The sequence below is a fragment of the Exiguobacterium sp. JMULE1 genome (assembly GCF_013337175.1).
In the GTDB taxonomy this organism is placed as follows: Bacteria; Bacillota; Bacilli; order Exiguobacteriales; family Exiguobacteriaceae; genus Exiguobacterium_A; species Exiguobacterium_A indicum.
Genome location: NZ_SGWC01000002.1, coordinates 1,875,855 through 1,893,664 on the forward strand (window position 1 = coordinate 1,875,855; position 17,810 = coordinate 1,893,664).

A 17,810-nucleotide genomic window follows, 5' to 3' on the forward strand; every position below is an offset into this window, starting at 1 on the left:
AAGGAGGTAAGCTTTCGCTCACCTCCTAACGTCTTACTTCGCGAGTTTCGCGTTGTGGAATTTCTCCATGATACCAGCTTGTGAGAAGAGATTACGAACTGTGTCCGAAGGTTTAGCACCTTCAGAGAGCCATTTAAGAGCTAGCTCTTCGTTGATTTTAACTTCTGCTTCTGGTTTAGCAACTGGATTGTAGTATCCGATTTGCTCGATGAAACGACCATCACGTGGTGCACGTGAGTCTGCTACTACCACACGGTAGAAAGGTGATTTTTTTGCGCCCATGCGCTTAAGACGAATTTTAACTGCCATTCGTAAGTCCCTCCAAATAATAAATGATTTTTTCGTTTAGTCAAATTGACAACTTCATTAGTATACAACGTTACAGCAAAAGAGAAAAGACTTTTAAAAGAATGGAAGGCCAAAGCCTTTCTTTTTCCCTTTGCCCATCTGTCCGGAAAATTGTTTCATCATTTTCCGCATGTCTTCGAACTGTTTGATGAGGCGGTTGACTTCTTGGATACTGCGTCCGCTACCACGGGCAATCCGCTTCCGACGACTCGCATTCAAGATTTCAGGTTCAGTCCGCTCTCGTTTCGTCATCGATTGGATGATCGCTTCGACATACACGAGTTGCTTCTCATCGATTTGGGCGTTTTTCAACCCCTTCATCTTCCCTTTACCTGCCCCAGGGATCATTCCCAACAGTTCGTCGAGTGGACCCATCTGTTTCACTTGCTGCAACTGCTCGATGAAATCATCGAATGTAAACGATGCATCGCGCATTTTGTTTTCTAACTCTTTGGCACGCGTAGCGTCCATTTGTGACTCTGCTTTTTCAATCAGTGTCAGCATGTCTCCCATGCCTAGAATCCGAGACGCCATCCGCTCGGGATAGAATGGTTCGATGGCATCGAGCTTCTCTCCAAGACCGACGAACTTAATCGGTGCTCCGGTGACTGCCTTGATGGAGAGTGCTGCACCACCTCGCGTATCTCCGTCGAGCTTCGTCAGAACGACTCCCGTTACGCCAAGCTTCTCGTTGAAGCTCTCTGCGACGTTGACGGCATCCTGACCCGTCATCGAATCGACGACAAGGAAGATTTCATGCGGTTTGGCGATCTCCTTAACATCAACGAGTTCCTGCATCAGTTCCTCATCGACGTGTAAGCGACCTGCCGTATCGATCAACACGATATCGTGATGATGCTCTTTTGCATAATCGAGTGCACCGGTAACGATTTCTTGTGGACTAACCTGATCTCCCATCGAGAAGACAGGTAACTCCAATTGTTTTCCGAGTGTCTCTAATTGTTTGATTGCTGCCGGACGATAAATATCCGCCGCAACAAGCAAAGGACTACGATTATGTTTTTTACGTAAATGATTGGCAAGTTTACCCGTTGTCGTTGTTTTACCTGCCCCTTGCAGACCGGTCATCATGATGACGGTCGGAGGACGGTTCGCAAGCGTCAACGGTGACACTTCTGCACCCATCAGATTCGTCAATTCATCGTGGACGATTTTGACGACTTGTTGTCCTGGCGTCAAAGACGTCATGACATCCTGTCCGACGGCGCGTTCCTTTACATCATTTACGAATTGTTTGACGACCTTGAAGTTGACGTCGGCTTCGAGTAGCGCTAAGCGAACTTCGCGCATCATCTCTTTGACGTCTGCTTCAGAAATCTTACCTTTACCTCGCATTTTAGCGAGACTGGCTTGAAGCCGTTCCGATAATCCTTCGAATGCCATTAAGAATGCCTCCTACTCTAATTGCTCCAATGTCTCAATGATCACTAGGGCTTCACCCGGAAGGTCGCATTGCTTCAGCTGATCGAGTAACTGCTTTCGCCGTTCGTGTTTCTTGAACAGCGATAGTCGTTCTTCATACTGCTCGAGCATGGCTTCCGTGCGTTTTATGTTGTCGTAGACTGCTTGTCGGCTGACTTCAAACTCATCGGCGATCTCACCTAAGGAAAAGTCATCTAAGTAATAGAGTGACATGTAATTCCGTTGTTTTGGCGTCAAAAGCTCCTGATAAAAGTCAATCAGATAATTCATCCGGTTCGTTTTATCAAGTGTCATTCGAGCACCTCCGCAATGTTAAGTGAAATTCCTTTACAGATAGTATAGTACAGCCCTCACAGTGTGTTGTCAAGTTTTTTTCTTTACATGAAACGTCGCTTATTCCGCGCTTTCTTCCGTGTCGACGTTTTCTTTTTCTTCAAAGACATCGCCGAACAGTCCATACACGAATTGTTCTGCGTCAAACGGTTGTAAATCATCGATCTTTTCACCGAGACCCACGAACTTAACCGGCAGATTCAGCTCGTTCTTGATTGCAAGAACAATCCCGCCTTTTGCTGTGCCATCAAGCTTCGTCAAGACGATTCCGCTGACGTTCGTCGCTTGTTTGAAGGCTTTTGCCTGCACCATCGCGTTTTGCCCTGTTGTCGCGTCAAGCGCCAACAATACTTCATGGGGTGCACCAGGAATTTCACGTTCGATGACGCGCTTGACCTTTTCGAGCTCGTTCATCAAATTGACCTTGTTTTGTAGGCGTCCTGCCGTATCACAAATCAGGACGTCGACCTTACGTGCTTTCGCTGCTTGGACGGCGTCATAAACGACAGCAGCCGGATCGGAGCCTTCGCCTTGACGAATGACCGGTACACCGGAGCGTTCGCCCCAGACTTGCAGTTGATCGATCGCACCAGCCCGGAACGTATCCCCCGCTGCTAACATGACGCTCTTGCCTTCTTGTTTTAAGCGGTTCGCAAGTTTTCCGATCGTCGTCGTCTTACCGACCCCGTTGACACCAACGAAGAGGATGACATTCAGCTCATGATCAAGATCAAGGGCTGTCTCTTCTTCTTCGACTAACATGTTCGCGACGACTTCAACGAGGACATCCCGGACTTGTTTTGGATCCTTGACGTTACGTCGTTTGACTTCTGTCTTTAGTTCCTCGACCAAATCCATCGTCGTCGTCACACCGACGTCGGCTTGGATCAACACTTCTTCTAACTCTTCGAAAAAGTCTTCATCGACTTCACGGAAGCGGTAGACGAGATCATTTACGGCACTCGCTAATCCGTCGCGTGTCTTCGTCAAGCCTTCCGTAAATTTAGTCGTGACTTCTTGTGTCGAAGTCGTCAAGCGGTCTTTCAGTTTTTTAAAGAAACTCATCGTTTAATCTCCTTTGGTTCTTCACTTAATGTACGTCGTGCCTCTTCTAGTTTAACGGATAACACTTCAGATATCCCGTTTTGCTGCATCGTGACGCCGTAAAGGACATCTGCCGCCTCCATCGTTCCTTTCCGATGGGTGATGATGACGAACTGTGTCTCGCGTGCTAGCTGATGTACGAACTCGCCGAATCGCGCGACGTTCGCTTCGTCAAGCGCCGCCTCGACCTCATCGAGGACACAGAACGGGACAGGACGTGTCTTTAGAATCGCAAATAATAAGGCGATTGCTGTCAAGGCACGCTCTCCACCGGACAAGAGCGACAAATTCTGCAGCTTCTTACCAGGCGGTTTCGCAACGATATCAATTCCACTCGTCAACAGATCACTCGGGTCAACGAGGACTAGATCGGCTTCACCGCCCCCGAATAACTCGCGGAATGTTTCCCGGAAGTGTTCTCGGACAGCATCATACGTTTGACGGAACAATCGAATGACTTCTCGGTCCATCTCTTCGATGACGCCATAGAGATCGGTTTTAGCAGCGACGAGATCATCCCGTTGCGCGGATAGGAACGTAAACCGTTCATCTACCTCTGCGAATTCCTCAATCGCACCGATGTTGACGATGCCGATTTCTTCGAGTTGGCGTTTGAGCAGATGAATTTCCTCTTTTGCCTCTTCATACGATAGATCAAGTGGTGCAATCAGTTCGAGCAGTAATCCCATCTCTTCCAGCATTTCTTGTCTTGTCTCAAGACGCGTGCTCGTTTTCCCTTGCGAGAGTCGTAGTTGCTCGAGTGCCTGTTTCGTCGTTTGTTGATCGTCCTTCGTTTTCGCTTCGCGGATCCGGATCAAGCGCAGGGATTCTGCTTGTACTTGAATCCGTTGTCCGATCGCGGCGAGTTCGGTCTCGACCCGTTGTTGTTCCTGTTCCTGTTCACGCTGTTCCGCGTGCAAGGCATCAATCTTCGCTTCGTCGAATCCTTCAAGGACATGACGCAAGTCACGGCGTTTATGACCACGTTCAAGCTTCGCGTGACTGACCTGTTCCGTCAGGCGTTCGATCTCTTGCGAAAGCTGCGCTTGTTTCATTTGGATCGTCCGCTCTTCGAGAACTGCTTCCGCTTGTTCCTTCTTCAGTTCGTCCATCGTGACGGCACCACGGGCTTGCGCATCCTTAAGACGATCTAAGGCTTGTCTGAGCTCTGTTTGACGCTCCGTCCATTTTGCGATCTCGACTTCCGACGTCTCGATGATCCGACGTGCTTCCTGTTCTTGTTCGAGTACACGTGCCATCTGTCGATCTTCAACCGACAATTCAGACGTCATGACAGCGAGATGACGGTTCGCATCTGCTAACGTATCGCGCGATTGTTCGAGTTGCCCTTGTAATGCTTGAATCGTTTCTGTCCGTGTCCGAGCCGTAGCATCAAGAGTCTGGATCGCCGCTCTCAGATCTTCTAAGCGGCGCATCTGCTCCCGAATGACCGCTTGCCCGCGCGTCAGTCCCTCTTTTAACTCGTCAAGTTCGCGCGATTGACTGAACAATGGTGTACCTTTTTTCCGGCTTCCACCGGTCATCGTACCGCCGACGTTGACGACATCTCCTTCGAGCGTGACGAGACGATAGCGATGTCCTGTCGAACGGGCGATTTGGTTCGCCTGTTCAAGTGACTCGACGACGAGTGTCGTACCGAGCAAGTTCATCTTTAATTTCGCCAACGTCTCGTCTGTCGTCACGAGATCACTTGCGATCCCGACGAACCCAGACATTCCACCGACTTGTTCTCGTACTGAACGATTGACTTCGCGTGCTTGGAGTGAGGCGAGCGGCATGAACGTCGCTCGACCGGCATTTAATCGTCGAAGCTCCTGGATCAGACGACGTCCTGTTGCATCGGTATCAACGACGATGTTTTGCATCGCACCACCAAGCGCTGTCTCGATTGCCGCTTCAAAGCGCGCCGGAACCGAAATCAACTCCGCGACCGCTCCGTGAATACCTGGGTGCTGATCTCGTTGTTTTAAAATCGTCTTCACAGCACCGAAATAACCGCTATAGTCGGCTTTGACGGATTCAAGGAATTCAATCCGGTCTTCCGTCTTATGCCGACGTCGCTCTAAATCCGCAACGGACTGTTCGACTTGTCGCAACGCATGTTGTTGTTCATTTCGTGCCGCAAGTGCCGTTGTCTCTTCTTCCGTTGCTTGGTCCAACTTCGTCCGGATCGAAGCGACATCCGCCTCTAGTCGAGCGACGTCTTCCTCGAGTTGACGACGCGTCGATTGTTTCGTACCGCTGTCCGCCGTAAATGAACGTTGTTGTTCTTCTGCCTGCATGAGATCTTGCTTCGCCCGATTATAGGCATTATTCGTCGCAGCTAATCGACTCGCCACTTCAAAGGCTTCCGAACGTAATACTTCGGCTTCCTTATCAAAATCACGATCGGTTTGTGTCAGCGCTTGATCGGCTCGTTCCCGTTCAGCCGTGATCCGTTTTGCTTCCTGATCGACTTCTGCTTGGCGTTCCTGTAAAGCGGTCAGTTCGAGTTCCAGTTCCTTGACGCGTTCTTCGACGACGGCAACCTCTTGTTCGAGTCGCTCTTTCGTCTCGGTCCCGTGTTTTTCACGCTCTTTCGCTAGGTTAAGGGCACCTTGGATTTCAACCAGTCGCGTCGAGACATGTCGAAGTTGCTCCTGCAACGCGTTTTCTTGTTGTCGTTCTTCTTCGAGCGTCGATTCTTGATTCTCTCGGGACAAGACGGTCTCTTCGTAAGTCGTCTTTTGAGACGCAAGGCGTTCTTCACATTGTGCGATGTCACGCGCTAGTGTTTCGAGCTCCGTCTGATACGTCGTGATTTCATGCGCCAAGATACCACGCTCGAGGACATCATGCCGTTCTCGAGCGACGAGATACTCCTTCGCGAGCGCCGCTTGTTCACGTAACGGCTCGATTCGTCCGCCAAGTTCATATAAAATATCATCGACACGCGATAGATTCGCTTCCGTATCACTTAATTTCCGCTCGGCTTGCTTCTTGCGATGACGATACTTCAAGACGCCTGCTGCTTCCTCGATAACAGCACGACGTTCTTCCGGTTTACCGGAGATGACTTGTTCAACTCGCCCTTGTCCGATGATCGCAAACGCATCACGCGACAAGCCTGTGTCCATGAACAGATCAAGAACATCCTTCAGGCGACATGGTTTTTTATTTAAAAAATAATCGCTGTCTCCGTTGCGGCTGACACGCCGCGTGACGCTGATCTCCTGATACGGTAACGCGACCGTTCCCGACTCGTTGTCTAAGACGAGCGTCACCTCGGCAAACTGTTTCCGGTGTTCAGACAGACTGCCGGCAAAAATGACGTCTTCCATCTTCGCCCCACGCAGTGACTTCGCAGATTGTTCTCCGAGCACCCAACGGACAGCGTCCGATATATTTGATTTCCCACTTCCGTTCGGTCCGACGACTGCCGTGACACCCGGAAGGAATTCTAGTTCAGTTCGACTGGCAAATGATTTGAAGCCATTGATTTCAATTCGTTTTAAGTACATCTTGATCACCCGTATGTTTAAATTTCTTTTGAATTTCTTTCAGTTTACCATAGCCGAAACGCGAGCAACATGATAGGTTTTAAGGTAGTATCACGCGAAACAAGAAGAAGAGGAGCGAATAACACGATGACGATTGAACAAATGATTGAAGCGATCTTAGATAAATTGAACATCATCAACAAAGGGGTCATTAAAGCAGAACAATTCGACGGTTCAAAAAATGAGGACTTAAAAGAGATTTATGAGTTCGTCATGATGCGCGACTCGTTATCACTGGCAGAGGTCGACGCGATCGTCGACGAACTGAAATCCCTTAAGACTGTCTAATCAAGCGAACTTCACACGATAAAGGCCGATCATCTCTCACGCATTCGAGAGATGGTCGGCCTTTTGTTGCTTAAAACTGTTTCTTTAATTCAAGTAAGGCTTGTTTTGCTGCCTGTTGCTCTGCCTCTTTTTTCGATCGGCCTGTCCCGATCCCTTCCAGCTCATCCGCGACTTGGACACGCGAGATGAATTCCCGACTATGCGCCGGACCGCGCTCCTCGATGATTTCATACTCGATGACACCTAAGCCGACACGTTGAATGGCTTCCTGTAATTGACTCTTAAAATCTGTCTGTTCTTCAAAAAAGCCTGTCGCCACTTTCGGAAAAACCGCTTCGGCGAGGAATCGTTCGGCTGCTTCGATGCCTTGGTCAAGATACAAGGCGCCAATGAAGGATTCGAAGACATCCGCAAGTAAGGCTGGACGATTCCGACCACCGGTCAGTTCTTCCCCCTTACCTAACAGAATCATATCGGAAAACTGATAGTGATTCGCAAATTGGACGAGTGACGGTTCACAGACGATTGCCGCTCGCAATTTCGTTAATTCCCCCTCGGAACGTTCCGGGTAGTGTTCGAATAGATAGCGTGACACCGTCAACTCTAAGACAGCGTCCCCTAAAAATTCTAGACGTTCGTTATCCCCTTCCGACTCGCGTTGTTCATTGACGAACGAAGAGTGCGTGAAGGCCTGTTTTAATAGCTCGACATTAGAAAACGTGATATTCAGGCGCTCTTGTAACGCTTCGAATTTCTGCTCAATTTGAGCGAGCGTCCGAGCATCCTTGCGTCGTTTTACATAAGGTCCTTTTCGGACACGACGTCCTTTTTGATTCGTCATAGTTCCTCCTAAACAGCTAAAGCCCACCGCAAATTGCGGTGGGTCAGCTTCAATGATCAGACTTGTGTTTCGATGTAGTTGACGACATCGCCGACAGTCTTCAAGTTTTCTGCTTGCTCATCTTCGATCGTGATTTCGAACTTGTCTTCTAAGTCCATGACGAGTTCCATGACTTCGAGAGAGTCAGCACCGAGGTCGTCTTTGAACGATTTATCAAGTGTGATTTCACTTTGTTCTTTTCCTAATTTTTCTGCGATTGCTTCTTGTACGTCTACTAAGATTTGTTCTTTTGTCATTTTAAAATCCCTCCATGAGTTGAGTATATAAGATGATTGCCGATTTGGCAAAGTACTACCGTTAGTTGTGTTACATCGTCATGCCGCCATCGACGGCAAGAGTTTGTCCTGTGATGTATCGCGCTTCATCTGAAGCGATGAAACTGACGAGTGAAGCGATATCGTCCGTTTGACCGAAGCGTTTCAACGGAATTTGCCCGAGTGACAGGTTCCGCTGTTCTTCCGTCAATTCATCCGTCATGTCCGTCTCGATGAAGCCTGGACAGATGGCATTGACTGTGACACCTTTACTCGCGAGTTCACGTGCGACGGATTTCGTCAGCCCGATCAGACCCGCTTTCGCTGCGACATAGTTCGCTTGCCCTGGATTTCCGGAAATACCGACGACTGATGCGATGTTGATGATACGACCGCTTGTTTTTAACAATGGACGTGTCGCAGCTTGCGTGACGAGAAACGCACCTTTCAGATTCGTATCGATGACAGCATCGAAATCCGCTTCCTTCATGCGCATCAGCAAACCATCACGCGTGATGCCGGCATTATTGACGATACAATCCAGTTGACCGAACGTGTCGATCGTCTGTTTGATCATCTGTTTGACAGCATCTGCTTCAGCGACATTCGCTTGAATCGCGAGTGCCTCTCCGCCTGCTTCCTTGATTTCACGGACGACTGCTTCCGCCTTGTCCGTGCTTCCTGCATAGTTGACGACGACACGGAAACCATCTGTTGCCAATCGCTTCGCGATGGCAGCTCCGATGCCGCGTGACGCGCCAGTGACGAGTGCTACTTTACTCAACGAATTCCCTCCGCTTCCAATTGCTCAAGTGTCGTGATGCTGATGATCTTCGCATCTTTTTTGATTCGTTTCACGAGACCGCTCAACGGAGATGATGGACCAAACTCGATGAATGTATCCGCACCTTCTTCGATCAGACGCTCAACGCATGATTCGAATCGAACCGGTGAGTAGAGCTGCTGAACGAGCAAACGAATCAATTCGTCTGGTTGATCATGGAACGCACTGTCGACGTTCGAGATGAATTTCGTCTTCGCCGCTTCAAACGGTGACGAGACGAGAATGTCTTCGAATCGTGGTGCGAATGGTGTCATGAGTGACGAATGGAATGCACCTGAAACATCAAGCGGTAAGACACGTTTTGCTCCGAGCTCTTTTAACTTCGCTGTAGCGGATTCGACCGCTGCGATTTGTCCGGAGATGACGAATTGCCCAGGACAGTTGTAGTTGGCGATTTGAACGATTTCTCCCGTCGCCGCAATCGATTCGACCGCGTGATGGGCTGCCTCGACATCATTCATGCCGATGACCGCCGCCATCGTTCCACCCGTGACTTGATTCATGAGTTTTCCGCGTTCGCGGACGAGATAGACGGCTTCAGACGGTGTGATGACAGAAGCTGCGACGAGCGCGCTATATTCTCCAACACTGTGTCCGAGTACGAAATCAGGTGTATGTCCTTGTGCTGCGTACTGCTGTGCGAGTAATGCACTGTGTGCGACGATGGCTGGTTGAGCGATATCTGTTGCTTTCAATTCATCCTTCGTCCCTGTCGTCATCAGCGTCGTCAGATCCAGACCAATTCGCGTTCCGAGGTCAGCGAGTGCTTGGCGTGTCTCGTCTTGCGTGATGAGCGTCTGTCCCATTCCAGGCGTCTGTGACCCTTGTCCCGGAAACATCCAAACTGTTTTCCCCATCTCGTCTCACTCCTTCTTAACGTGCTTCTGTTGCCTTCGCTTGAACGATTTTAGCAACGACTTCTTGTTCGACCATCTTCTCAGCTTGAACGAGCGCTCGGCTGAAGGCGTAGGCATTACTTGAACCATGCGCCTTAATGACCGGAGCCGCTATGCCGAATAGTCCGGCACCGCCATATTCTTCATAAGCGAGCAACTGCTTCATTTTTTTTAACTTCGGTTTTAGTACGAGAGCGGCGAGCTTTGATGTCCAAGAGCTCATGAATTGTTCTTTCATGACACCCATGATCATACTGGCAGCCCCTTCTGTACTCTTAAGTAACGTATTGCCGGCAAAACCTTCCGTGACGATGACATCGACGTCACCGCTCATCGCTTCTCTCGCCTCGACGTTCCCAACGAAATGAATCGGTGCTGTCTCAAGTAGCGGATACGTTTCCTTCGTCAGTGCATTCCCTTTACCGGCTTCTGATCCGATATTCAGGAGTCCGACTTTTGGACGTGTGATGCCGCGAACTTGTTCTGCGTAGACAGACCCCATGATGGCATAATCGAGCAGATGCTCTGCCTTCGCATCTGGGTTGGCGCCAACATCTAAGATGACGACACCTTTCCCATTACGTGTCGGGAAAGTCGGGGCCAGTGCAGGACGGTCAACTCCTTCGATTCGACCGATGACGAACAATCCGGCAGTCATGAGCGCTCCCGTGTTGCCTGCTGAAATCAAGGCATCTGCCTCTCCTGATTTCACCAGGTTTGCAGCCACAACGAGTGAGCTATCTTTCTTGCGGCGAATCGCACGTACCGGTTCATCTTCTCCAGTGATGACGGATGCCGCGTGGACGATCGTCACGCGCGGATCCTCGATTGTGTATGAGCGTAATTTCAACTCATCTCCGACTAGTCGGATATCGATGTTTTCGTTTGGACGTTCTGCCAAATAGGCAACGACCCCTTCTACGATGGCACGGGGTGCGTGGTCGCCCCCCATAGCGTCAACTGCTAAAATCATTTCGATTCCTCCTTACTACTTCGATACACCGTGAACTCACCGATGAAGACACATTCTTCACCGACATAACTCTCCACCGTGATGTCAGAACGACCATCTTGACGATGGGAACTGACGAATGCCTTCGCAACGACGCGTTCTCCGACGTGAACGGAGCGTGTGAACTGAACGTTCGCACGTGTCGTCAACGCGAGTTCATCATCAATGAGCGCAATCGCAAGCGAGTTTGCCTGCGCGAACAAAATATGTCCGCGGGCGATCGCATTCCGACTAAACGCATGTTCCGGCAAAATCTCAAGGATCGAGATCGCAGATGTATCGAGTTTCAGGTCAATCATATCACCAATGACTTCATTTTCAGTCAACGTACGCACATCATCCAGCCGTTCGGTCGCGACGTGTTTAATTCGCTCCCGTAATTCCGGAATCTTTAATTCCATCCGGTCGAGACGAATCGTCTGGATACTGACACGGAATCGTGTCGCCAGCGCTTCATCCGTGATGAACGGATTTTGCTCGATCGTCTGTAATAATTCTTGTTGTCTCTCTTTTTTAGGTACCCGCATGTATGTTCCTCCCACAAGAAGGATGACCACTATTATTACCTGGTACTAACAGTAGTATATATCCCTTGTTGTTCACTTTCAAGTATTATTCGATTCTTTCTCCTTCAAGTAGCCCTTGTCGTTCGATATAGTCACGCAAGACATCGTATTCCGGCGCTTGCCAAAAGGCGTCCGATCGCAGTAAGCGGACTGCATCTTGTCGCGCAGTTTCCATGACTTGTATATCGAGCGCAGGATCAGTCAAGACGAAGCGCGGTAATCCACTTTGTTCGGTACCGAAGAAATTTCCGGCTCCGCGCAGTTTTAAATCCTTTTCCGCTAGCTTGAAGCCATCGTTCGTCTCCGTCATTGTCTTGATCCGTTCTTTTCCCGTATCGGAAGAGGGATCGGCGATTAGAATACAGTAAGACTGGGCATCGCCTCGACCGACGCGCCCTCTTAATTGGTGTAACTGCGCAAGACCGAAGCGTTCTGCATCATGAATGATGATGATCGACGCGTTCGGAACGTTTACACCGACCTCGACGACCGTCGTTGAAACAAGAATTTGAACAGTATTCTCCTTAAACGCCTGCATGACCTCGTCTTTTTCTGAAGAAGTCAAGCCCATGCATCAAACCGACATGATAGGGCTTGAACCGCTCGGTCAATGTCGCATGTAATTCGATCGCATTTTGAACTTCGAGTGATTCGGATTCCTCGATCAATGGCGTGATGACGTAGGCTTGTCGACCTTGCGACAATTCTTTCTCGACGAATCCGAAAACGCGTTCCATCTGTTGCGGTTTCGCCCAGTAGGTCTCGATTTCCTTTCGTCCCGCCGGCATCTCATCGATGATCGAAACATCCATATCTCCAAAGACCGATATCGCAAGCGTACGCGGAATCGGTGTCGCTGTCATATATAATACATCTGCCTGTTCGGCTTTCGCGCGCAATCGTTTCCGTTGTTCGACACCGAAGCGATGTTGTTCATCGGTGATGACGAGATGTAATGCCTTGAACTGGACGGTGTCTTGAATCAGCGCATGTGTTCCGACCAAGACGTCGATCTCTCCTGTTGCGAGGGCTTCGAGCAAGTGTGCGCGCGCTTTCCCTTTAACGGAACTCGTCAGTAGACCGACTCGGATCCCAAGTGGTTCAAGCAATGGGGCCAGCGACGCTGCATGCTGTTCCGCTAAAATTTCGGTCGGCACCATCAAGGCGCCTTGTCTTCCGGCACGAACCGTCGCGAATAAGGCGATGGCTGCGATGACGGTCTTTCCGCTTCCGACATCCCCTTGCAGCAACCGATTCATTCGTTCGCCGCGACCGATGTCGTCTAGGATCTCTTTTGTCACACGTTGCTGGGCACCTGTCAGCGGAAACGGCAGGCTCTTGATGAAATTGGCAATATCCGTTTCATGTAAAGGCAAGGCAACCCCTTGACCTTTCCGTCGCCCAAGACGTAACGCCTGTAATTTCAGTTGGAAATAGAGGCACTCCTCGTAGACATAACTCCGACGAGCAGCCGTTAACTCTTGTCGATTCGTTGGGAAATGGAGCGACTTCAACATCGTCATCCGGTCTTGCAACCGATACGTCTTCCGGATGCTATCCGGGATTCGTTCAGCTAATCCCTCAGTCTCCTTGAACGCCAAGTCGACGACGCGTCGGAATGTCTTCATCCGCATGTCACCCCGGAGCGAGTACACGGGTGTCAATTCGCCTTCGATTGCCCCGAATTGCAATTCCGTCGCAGAGATCGTCATCCGGTGTAAATCCCACTTGCCACTGACCGTCACTTCTGCCCCGAGTTGCAATTGGTCTTTGTAGAATGCCCGGTTGAACATCGTTACGGTCACACTATACCGTTCTTCAACGAGCAGACGGAACGTTAAACGATTCTTTCCTTTGCCGTAATAGCGCACAAGTGGTTCAGACTGGACTTGACCCGTGAACTTGACTTTATCCTCATGGATTGCTTCCGTTAGACTTCCCGTCACGAAGTCGTCATAACGAAACGGGACGTGCTCGAGCACGTCCGCAACGGTGAGAATATTCATCTCTTCTAGTTTTTTCGCTAAATCCCGTCCGACACCTTTTAATGTCTTGACGTCACGTGATGGATTCATTCGATAACTCTCCGAAGATTTTTGCTTCGAGCCAGCGACCCGTCGGCGTATTCGCGAGTCCACCTTTTGCTGTCTCGCGAAGCGCAGACGGCATCATCTGACCAATCTCATGCATGGCTGAGATGACTTCATCACACGGAATCCGTGACGTGATTCCAGCGAGTGCCATGTCGGCAGCGACAACAGCATTCGCCCCACCCATCGCATTGCGTTTCACGCATGGCACTTCGACGAGTCCTGCAACAGGATCACAGACGAGTCCGAGCATGTTCTTCAGCGCGATCGCAAAAGCATGCGCTGACTGATCCGGTGTTCCGCCCGCCATCTCAACGATGGCAGCAGCTGCCATCGCTGTTGCTGAACCAACTTCTGCCTGACAGCCACCAGCCGCTCCGGAAATCGACGCATTGTTCGCGACGACGAAGCCGAACGCACCGGATGTGAACAAGAAGCGTAACATCTGCTCACGCGTTGGGTTTAACCGATCTTTGACCGCAAATAACGTACCTGGCACGACGCCGGCACTCCCTGCTGTTGGTGTCGCACAAATTTTCCCCATCGCGGCATTGACTTCATTCGTTCCGATTGCTTTACTAACGGCGTCCAGTAATAAATCACCGGATAAACCTTTACCTGAAGCACGGTACCGTTGAAGCAAGACAGCATCTCCACCGGTTAGTCCTGTCACCGACTGGACACCGTCACCATCAAGCGAACGAGCGACTGCTTCTTCCATCACTTGCAGGTTTCGTTCCATCATCGCATAGACTTCATCTCGCTCTAAATGACGAACCGTCATCTCTTGCTCGATCATGACTTCCGAAATCGGAATATTTCGTTCCGTCGCGATGGCGACGAGTTCTTTTACGGATTTAAACATGTCTTCACTCTCCCATCATGACGGCACGCTCGACTTGAGGTAACCGATCGATTTCTTCCAATACTTCTGCCGTTATCCGGTCATCAATCTCAATTGCCATGAGTGCTTGTTTTCCTTTTTCATGCCGTGACACTTCCATATGCCCGATGTTGATTTCGTAATCAGCCAAAATGCTCGTCACGGCTGCAATCGCACCAAAGCGGTCATGGTGCAAGACGACGAGTGCCGGTCCCCCACCGGACAAACGAAGCGGTACACCATTTAATTCTGTGATTTCAATCGTTCCCCCACCAATTGAAATACCAACCAATTCAAACTCTTCTACCCCATTCGTCAAATGGACACGAGCCGTATTCGGATGATCCGTCAACGCTTCACTCGTCTCGAAATGAATCTCAATCCCTTTCGACTTCGCGATATCGATCGATTGTGGAATCCGGTCGTCAAACGTATCGTATCCGAGAACACCGCCGATGATGGCGACATCCGTTCCATGTCCACGATACGTATCCGCGAATGAACCGTAAAACGTGATGTGGATGACAGTAGGCGTTTCCCCGAATAATTTACCCGCCATCAATCCAATCCGTGCAGCTCCCGCTGTATGCGAGCTCGATGGACCAACCATGACTGGTCCGATGATGTCAAAGACGCTACGATATTTCATTTCTTTTCCCCTCTCTATGAAACAAACGAAATCCCACCTCTATTATCGCAGATGGTGGGATTCGTGAAAAGGCTAGTCGCCCTTTTTCAGTATGATGGTTTTATTCGACGCTTAAAATGTACGAATAAAGTGGTTGTTTGCCGTCGTGGACTTCCACTTCAGCATCCGGATTAACCGATTCGATGTACGCAACGAGGTCGTCGACTTCTTCTGTCGAAACGCCTTCACCATAAAGAACCGTGATGATTTCGTCGTCCTCCGTGACGAGTGTATCGACGAGTTTCTTGACGGCACCAAGACTTGAAGCGTCCGTAGCGACGATTTGTTTTTCAGCAATCGCCATATGGTCGTCTTTCTTGATTTCTACACCATCGATGTTCGTATCACGAACGGCATATGTGACTTGGCCCGACTTAACAGCTGCAATCGCATCTGCCATATGCGCTTCGTTCTCTTCGACAGTCGCTTCTGGATTATAAACGATTGTTGCTGCTAAACCTTGTGGGACTGTTTTTGATTTCACGACCGTCACACCACAATTCGCAACAGATGCTGCTTGTTCAGCGGCCATGATGATGTTTGAGTTGTTTGGATAGACATAAACGTGTTCAGCGTGTGCATCCTCGATCGCCTTAACGATATCTTCCGTCGACGGGTTCATCGTTTGTCCGCCTTCGATAACGACACTGACACCGAGTGATTTAAAGAGTTCGCTGATTCCTTCACCCATTGCGACTGTCACGAGGGCTGCTTTCGCTTTTGCCTTCGGTGCAGCGACTGGAGTGACTTGGTTCGCTCCTTCTTCTTCAAGGATCGTCGAGTGTTGTTGACGCATGTTTTCAATCTTAACAGCGACGAGTTCACCGAAACGTTGTCCTTTTGTGATGACTTCTCCTGGTGTTTCAACGTGGACGTGAACTTTAAGGAGTTCTTCATCCGCGACGACGAGCAACGAATCACCGAATTCCGCTAATTCGTTCCGGAAGTCTTCTTCGCTGAACGGTGCATTCGCAAGCTTGTCATCTTGGAAACGAACCATGATTTCCGTGCAGTAACCGTAATGGATTTCTTCTGTCGACATGAAGCTTTGAGCCGTTTTATGATGCTCTGCTTCGACGAGTGCTTCCATGACAGGCGCATGCGGCTTGTCGAGTTCTTTTCCTTCGAGTGTTGCGAGGAATCCTTCATAGATACAGACGAGACCTTGACCACCAGAGTCAACGACGCCTACTTCTTTTAATACCGGAAGAAGTTCTGGTGTACCGTCGAGCGATACTTTCGAAGCTTCGACGAGTTGACGCATCAACTCTAAGAAATCCGTCGTCGTCTCAGATTGTGCGATAGCAGCGACAGCTGTTTCACGGGCAACCGTCAAGATTGTTCCTTCAACCGGTTTCATGACTGCTTTGTATGCAGTATCGACACCTTTTTGCAACGCATCTGCGAATTCCTTCGTATCAATCGTTGTTTTGCCTTCGATTGATTTCGAGAATCCACGGAACAATTGGCTTAAGATGACGCCAGAGTTTCCGCGCGCCCCCATCAATAATCCACGTGCGAAGACGTTCGCGACTTCCGATACAGAATCCGAAGTTGATTTACCTGCTTCTTTTGCACCTGAAGTCATCGTCAAATTCATGTTCGTTCCCGTATCACCATCTGGCACAGGGAAGACGTTCAATGAATCGACGAAATCTGCATTTTGATAGAGATTCGCCGCGCCATTTTGAATCATCTTGACTAACTGCGCTCCTGTTAAACGATCTACACTCACTAAAGTTTCCTCCTCTATTCCCGCCTTAGACATTCGTCAAGCGGACTCCTTGGACAAAGATGTTCACAGATGTCACGTCAAGACCTAGTGCCTGACTGAGCGTGTATTTCACGCGACTCTGTACGTTATTCGCCACCTCTGAGATTTTCGTTCCATAACTTACGATGATATGCATATCGATATGGACCTGCTCTGAAGCCTGTCGAACGATGACACCGCGTGCAAAGTTCTCACGTTTTAAGAGTTCAGCAAGACCATCCTTGATTTGAGACTGGGATGCCATACCAACGACACCAAAACATTCCATTGCCGCGCCGCCCGCAAGTTGCGCGACGACATCATTATCTACATCAATCTTTCCATAGGTCGTTTTCATCTCGATCGCCACCTGAGTAGCCCCCTTTGAATATTGTATTCTTCTCATAATTCTACTATAAGGACCTACTATTGAAAAGTCGCCGTACTGACTATACAATGAATAAGTGAAAAATAGTAGCGGTCAAATGAACTTTTACCATCATCCTCATCCATTATTTTAAATTTCGAGGTTGTCTGTCAAGTTTTTTTCTTGTCAGCTACTTTTTTTATGTTGCAACCGCCCTGACACCATGCTAAGATAGCAAAGTGTCTATTAGGACGAACGCAAAACAACATAAAAGGAGGCGGAACGCATGGCACGTAAATGCTACGTTACTGGGAAATCGCCAAAGTCGGGTAACAACCGTTCACACGCATTGAACAAAACAAAACGTACTTGGGGAGTCAACGTACAAAAAGTACGTATCCTCGTCGACGGTAAGCCGAAAAAGGTTTGGGTTTCAGCTCGAGCTCTTAAATCAGGTAAAGTCGAACGCGTATAAGGCGC

The 17,810-nt window shown here is 49.4% G+C and carries 17 protein-coding genes and 1 pseudogene; 2 read left to right on the forward strand and 16 right to left on the reverse strand.

The window, feature by feature from the left end; all coding sequences use genetic code 11:
* Positions 1-33: 33 nt before the first annotated feature.
* The 5 genes from rpsP to smc all read right to left on the reverse strand — a co-directional run bounded on the left by rpsP (position 34) and on the right by smc (position 6,749).
* Positions 34-309, reverse strand: coding sequence for a 30S ribosomal protein S16 (gene rpsP / locus EXW93_RS10195; RefSeq protein WP_023468741.1), 276 nt, complete (start codon positions 307-309; stop codon positions 34-36).
* Positions 310-402: 93 nt separating this feature from the next.
* Positions 403-1,752 (reverse strand): signal recognition particle protein, encoded by a 1,350-nt coding sequence (ffh, locus tag EXW93_RS10200; RefSeq protein ID WP_050677490.1) that lies wholly within the window; start codon positions 1,750-1,752, stop codon positions 403-405.
* 12 nt (positions 1,753-1,764) lie between these two features.
* Positions 1,765-2,085 carry a putative DNA-binding protein gene (locus EXW93_RS10205; RefSeq protein WP_023468743.1) on the reverse strand — a complete coding sequence of 107 codons (321 nt, stop codon included), beginning with the start codon at positions 2,083-2,085 and terminating at the stop codon, positions 1,765-1,767.
* Positions 2,086-2,184: 99 nt separating this feature from the next.
* Complete coding sequence (gene ftsY, locus EXW93_RS10210; protein WP_023468744.1) at positions 2,185-3,189, reverse strand: signal recognition particle-docking protein FtsY; 1,005 nt, start codon at positions 3,187-3,189, stop codon at positions 2,185-2,187.
* Positions 3,186-6,749 (reverse strand): chromosome segregation protein SMC, encoded by a 3,564-nt coding sequence (gene smc / locus EXW93_RS10215; protein WP_174316428.1) that lies wholly within the window; start codon positions 6,747-6,749, stop codon positions 3,186-3,188. Before smc ends, ftsY begins: the two co-directional genes overlap by 4 nt.
* 126 nt (positions 6,750-6,875) lie before the next feature.
* On the opposite strand from smc, the gene EXW93_RS10220 reads away from it, so the two are divergent.
* Complete coding sequence (locus tag EXW93_RS10220; RefSeq protein WP_023468746.1) at positions 6,876-7,076, forward strand: DUF1128 family protein; 201 nt, start codon at positions 6,876-6,878, stop codon at positions 7,074-7,076.
* A 70-nt stretch (positions 7,077-7,146) separates the two neighbouring features.
* On the opposite strand, the gene rnc is transcribed toward EXW93_RS10220, so the two are convergent.
* The 11 genes and pseudogenes from rnc to EXW93_RS10275 all read right to left on the reverse strand — a co-directional run bounded on the left by rnc (position 7,147) and on the right by EXW93_RS10275 (position 17,333).
* Complete coding sequence (gene rnc, locus EXW93_RS10225; protein WP_023468747.1) at positions 7,147-7,917, reverse strand: ribonuclease III; 771 nt, start codon at positions 7,915-7,917, stop codon at positions 7,147-7,149.
* A gap of 56 nt (positions 7,918-7,973) precedes the next feature.
* Entirely contained in the window at positions 7,974-8,213 is a 240-nt protein-coding gene (acpP, locus tag EXW93_RS10230; RefSeq protein WP_029342095.1) for an acyl carrier protein, read from the reverse strand.
* A 70-nt stretch (positions 8,214-8,283) separates the two neighbouring features.
* Complete coding sequence (gene fabG / locus EXW93_RS10235) at positions 8,284-9,015, reverse strand: 3-oxoacyl-[acyl-carrier-protein] reductase (RefSeq protein ID WP_174316429.1); 732 nt, start codon at positions 9,013-9,015, stop codon at positions 8,284-8,286.
* Positions 9,012-9,932, reverse strand: a complete 921-nt coding sequence (fabD, locus tag EXW93_RS10240; protein ID WP_035396761.1) for an ACP S-malonyltransferase — start codon at positions 9,930-9,932, stop codon at positions 9,012-9,014. The genes fabG and fabD overlap by 4 nt, the downstream gene beginning before the upstream one ends.
* A 16-nt stretch (positions 9,933-9,948) precedes the next feature.
* Complete coding sequence (gene plsX / locus EXW93_RS10245; RefSeq protein WP_050677493.1) at positions 9,949-10,944, reverse strand: phosphate acyltransferase PlsX; 996 nt, start codon at positions 10,942-10,944, stop codon at positions 9,949-9,951.
* The gene (gene fapR, locus EXW93_RS10250) at positions 10,941-11,510 is read right to left on the reverse strand and encodes a transcription factor FapR (protein WP_023468752.1); all 570 of its coding nucleotides are present in this window, start codon (positions 11,508-11,510) and stop codon (positions 10,941-10,943) included. Before fapR ends, plsX begins: the two co-directional genes overlap by 4 nt.
* A gap of 85 nt (positions 11,511-11,595) precedes the next feature.
* Positions 11,596-13,624 (reverse strand): annotated as a pseudogene (gene recG, locus EXW93_RS10255) (ATP-dependent DNA helicase RecG).
* Positions 13,608-14,504, reverse strand: a complete 897-nt coding sequence (gene sdaAA / locus EXW93_RS10260; protein ID WP_023468754.1) for an L-serine ammonia-lyase, iron-sulfur-dependent, subunit alpha — start codon at positions 14,502-14,504, stop codon at positions 13,608-13,610. The pseudogene recG and the gene sdaAA overlap by 17 nt, the downstream one beginning before the upstream one ends.
* 4 nt (positions 14,505-14,508) lie before the next feature.
* On the reverse strand, positions 14,509-15,171 hold the full coding sequence (sdaAB, locus tag EXW93_RS10265) for an L-serine ammonia-lyase, iron-sulfur-dependent subunit beta (protein ID WP_023468755.1): 663 nt from the start codon (positions 15,169-15,171) through the stop codon (positions 14,509-14,511).
* A 100-nt stretch (positions 15,172-15,271) separates the two neighbouring features.
* Entirely contained in the window at positions 15,272-16,945 is a 1,674-nt protein-coding gene (locus EXW93_RS10270; protein WP_369792079.1) for a DAK2 domain-containing protein, read from the reverse strand.
* Positions 16,946-16,970: 25 nt separating this feature from the next.
* Positions 16,971-17,333 carry an Asp23/Gls24 family envelope stress response protein gene (locus EXW93_RS10275; protein ID WP_023468757.1) on the reverse strand — a complete coding sequence of 121 codons (363 nt, stop codon included), beginning with the start codon at positions 17,331-17,333 and terminating at the stop codon, positions 16,971-16,973.
* 283 nt (positions 17,334-17,616) lie between these two features.
* Here EXW93_RS10275 and rpmB point away from each other — a divergent pair, with 283 nt between their 5' ends.
* A complete protein-coding gene (gene rpmB / locus EXW93_RS10280; RefSeq protein WP_023468758.1) occupies positions 17,617-17,805 on the forward strand; it encodes a 50S ribosomal protein L28 in 189 nt (62 codons plus the stop codon).
* Positions 17,806-17,810: the final 5 nt, after the last annotated feature.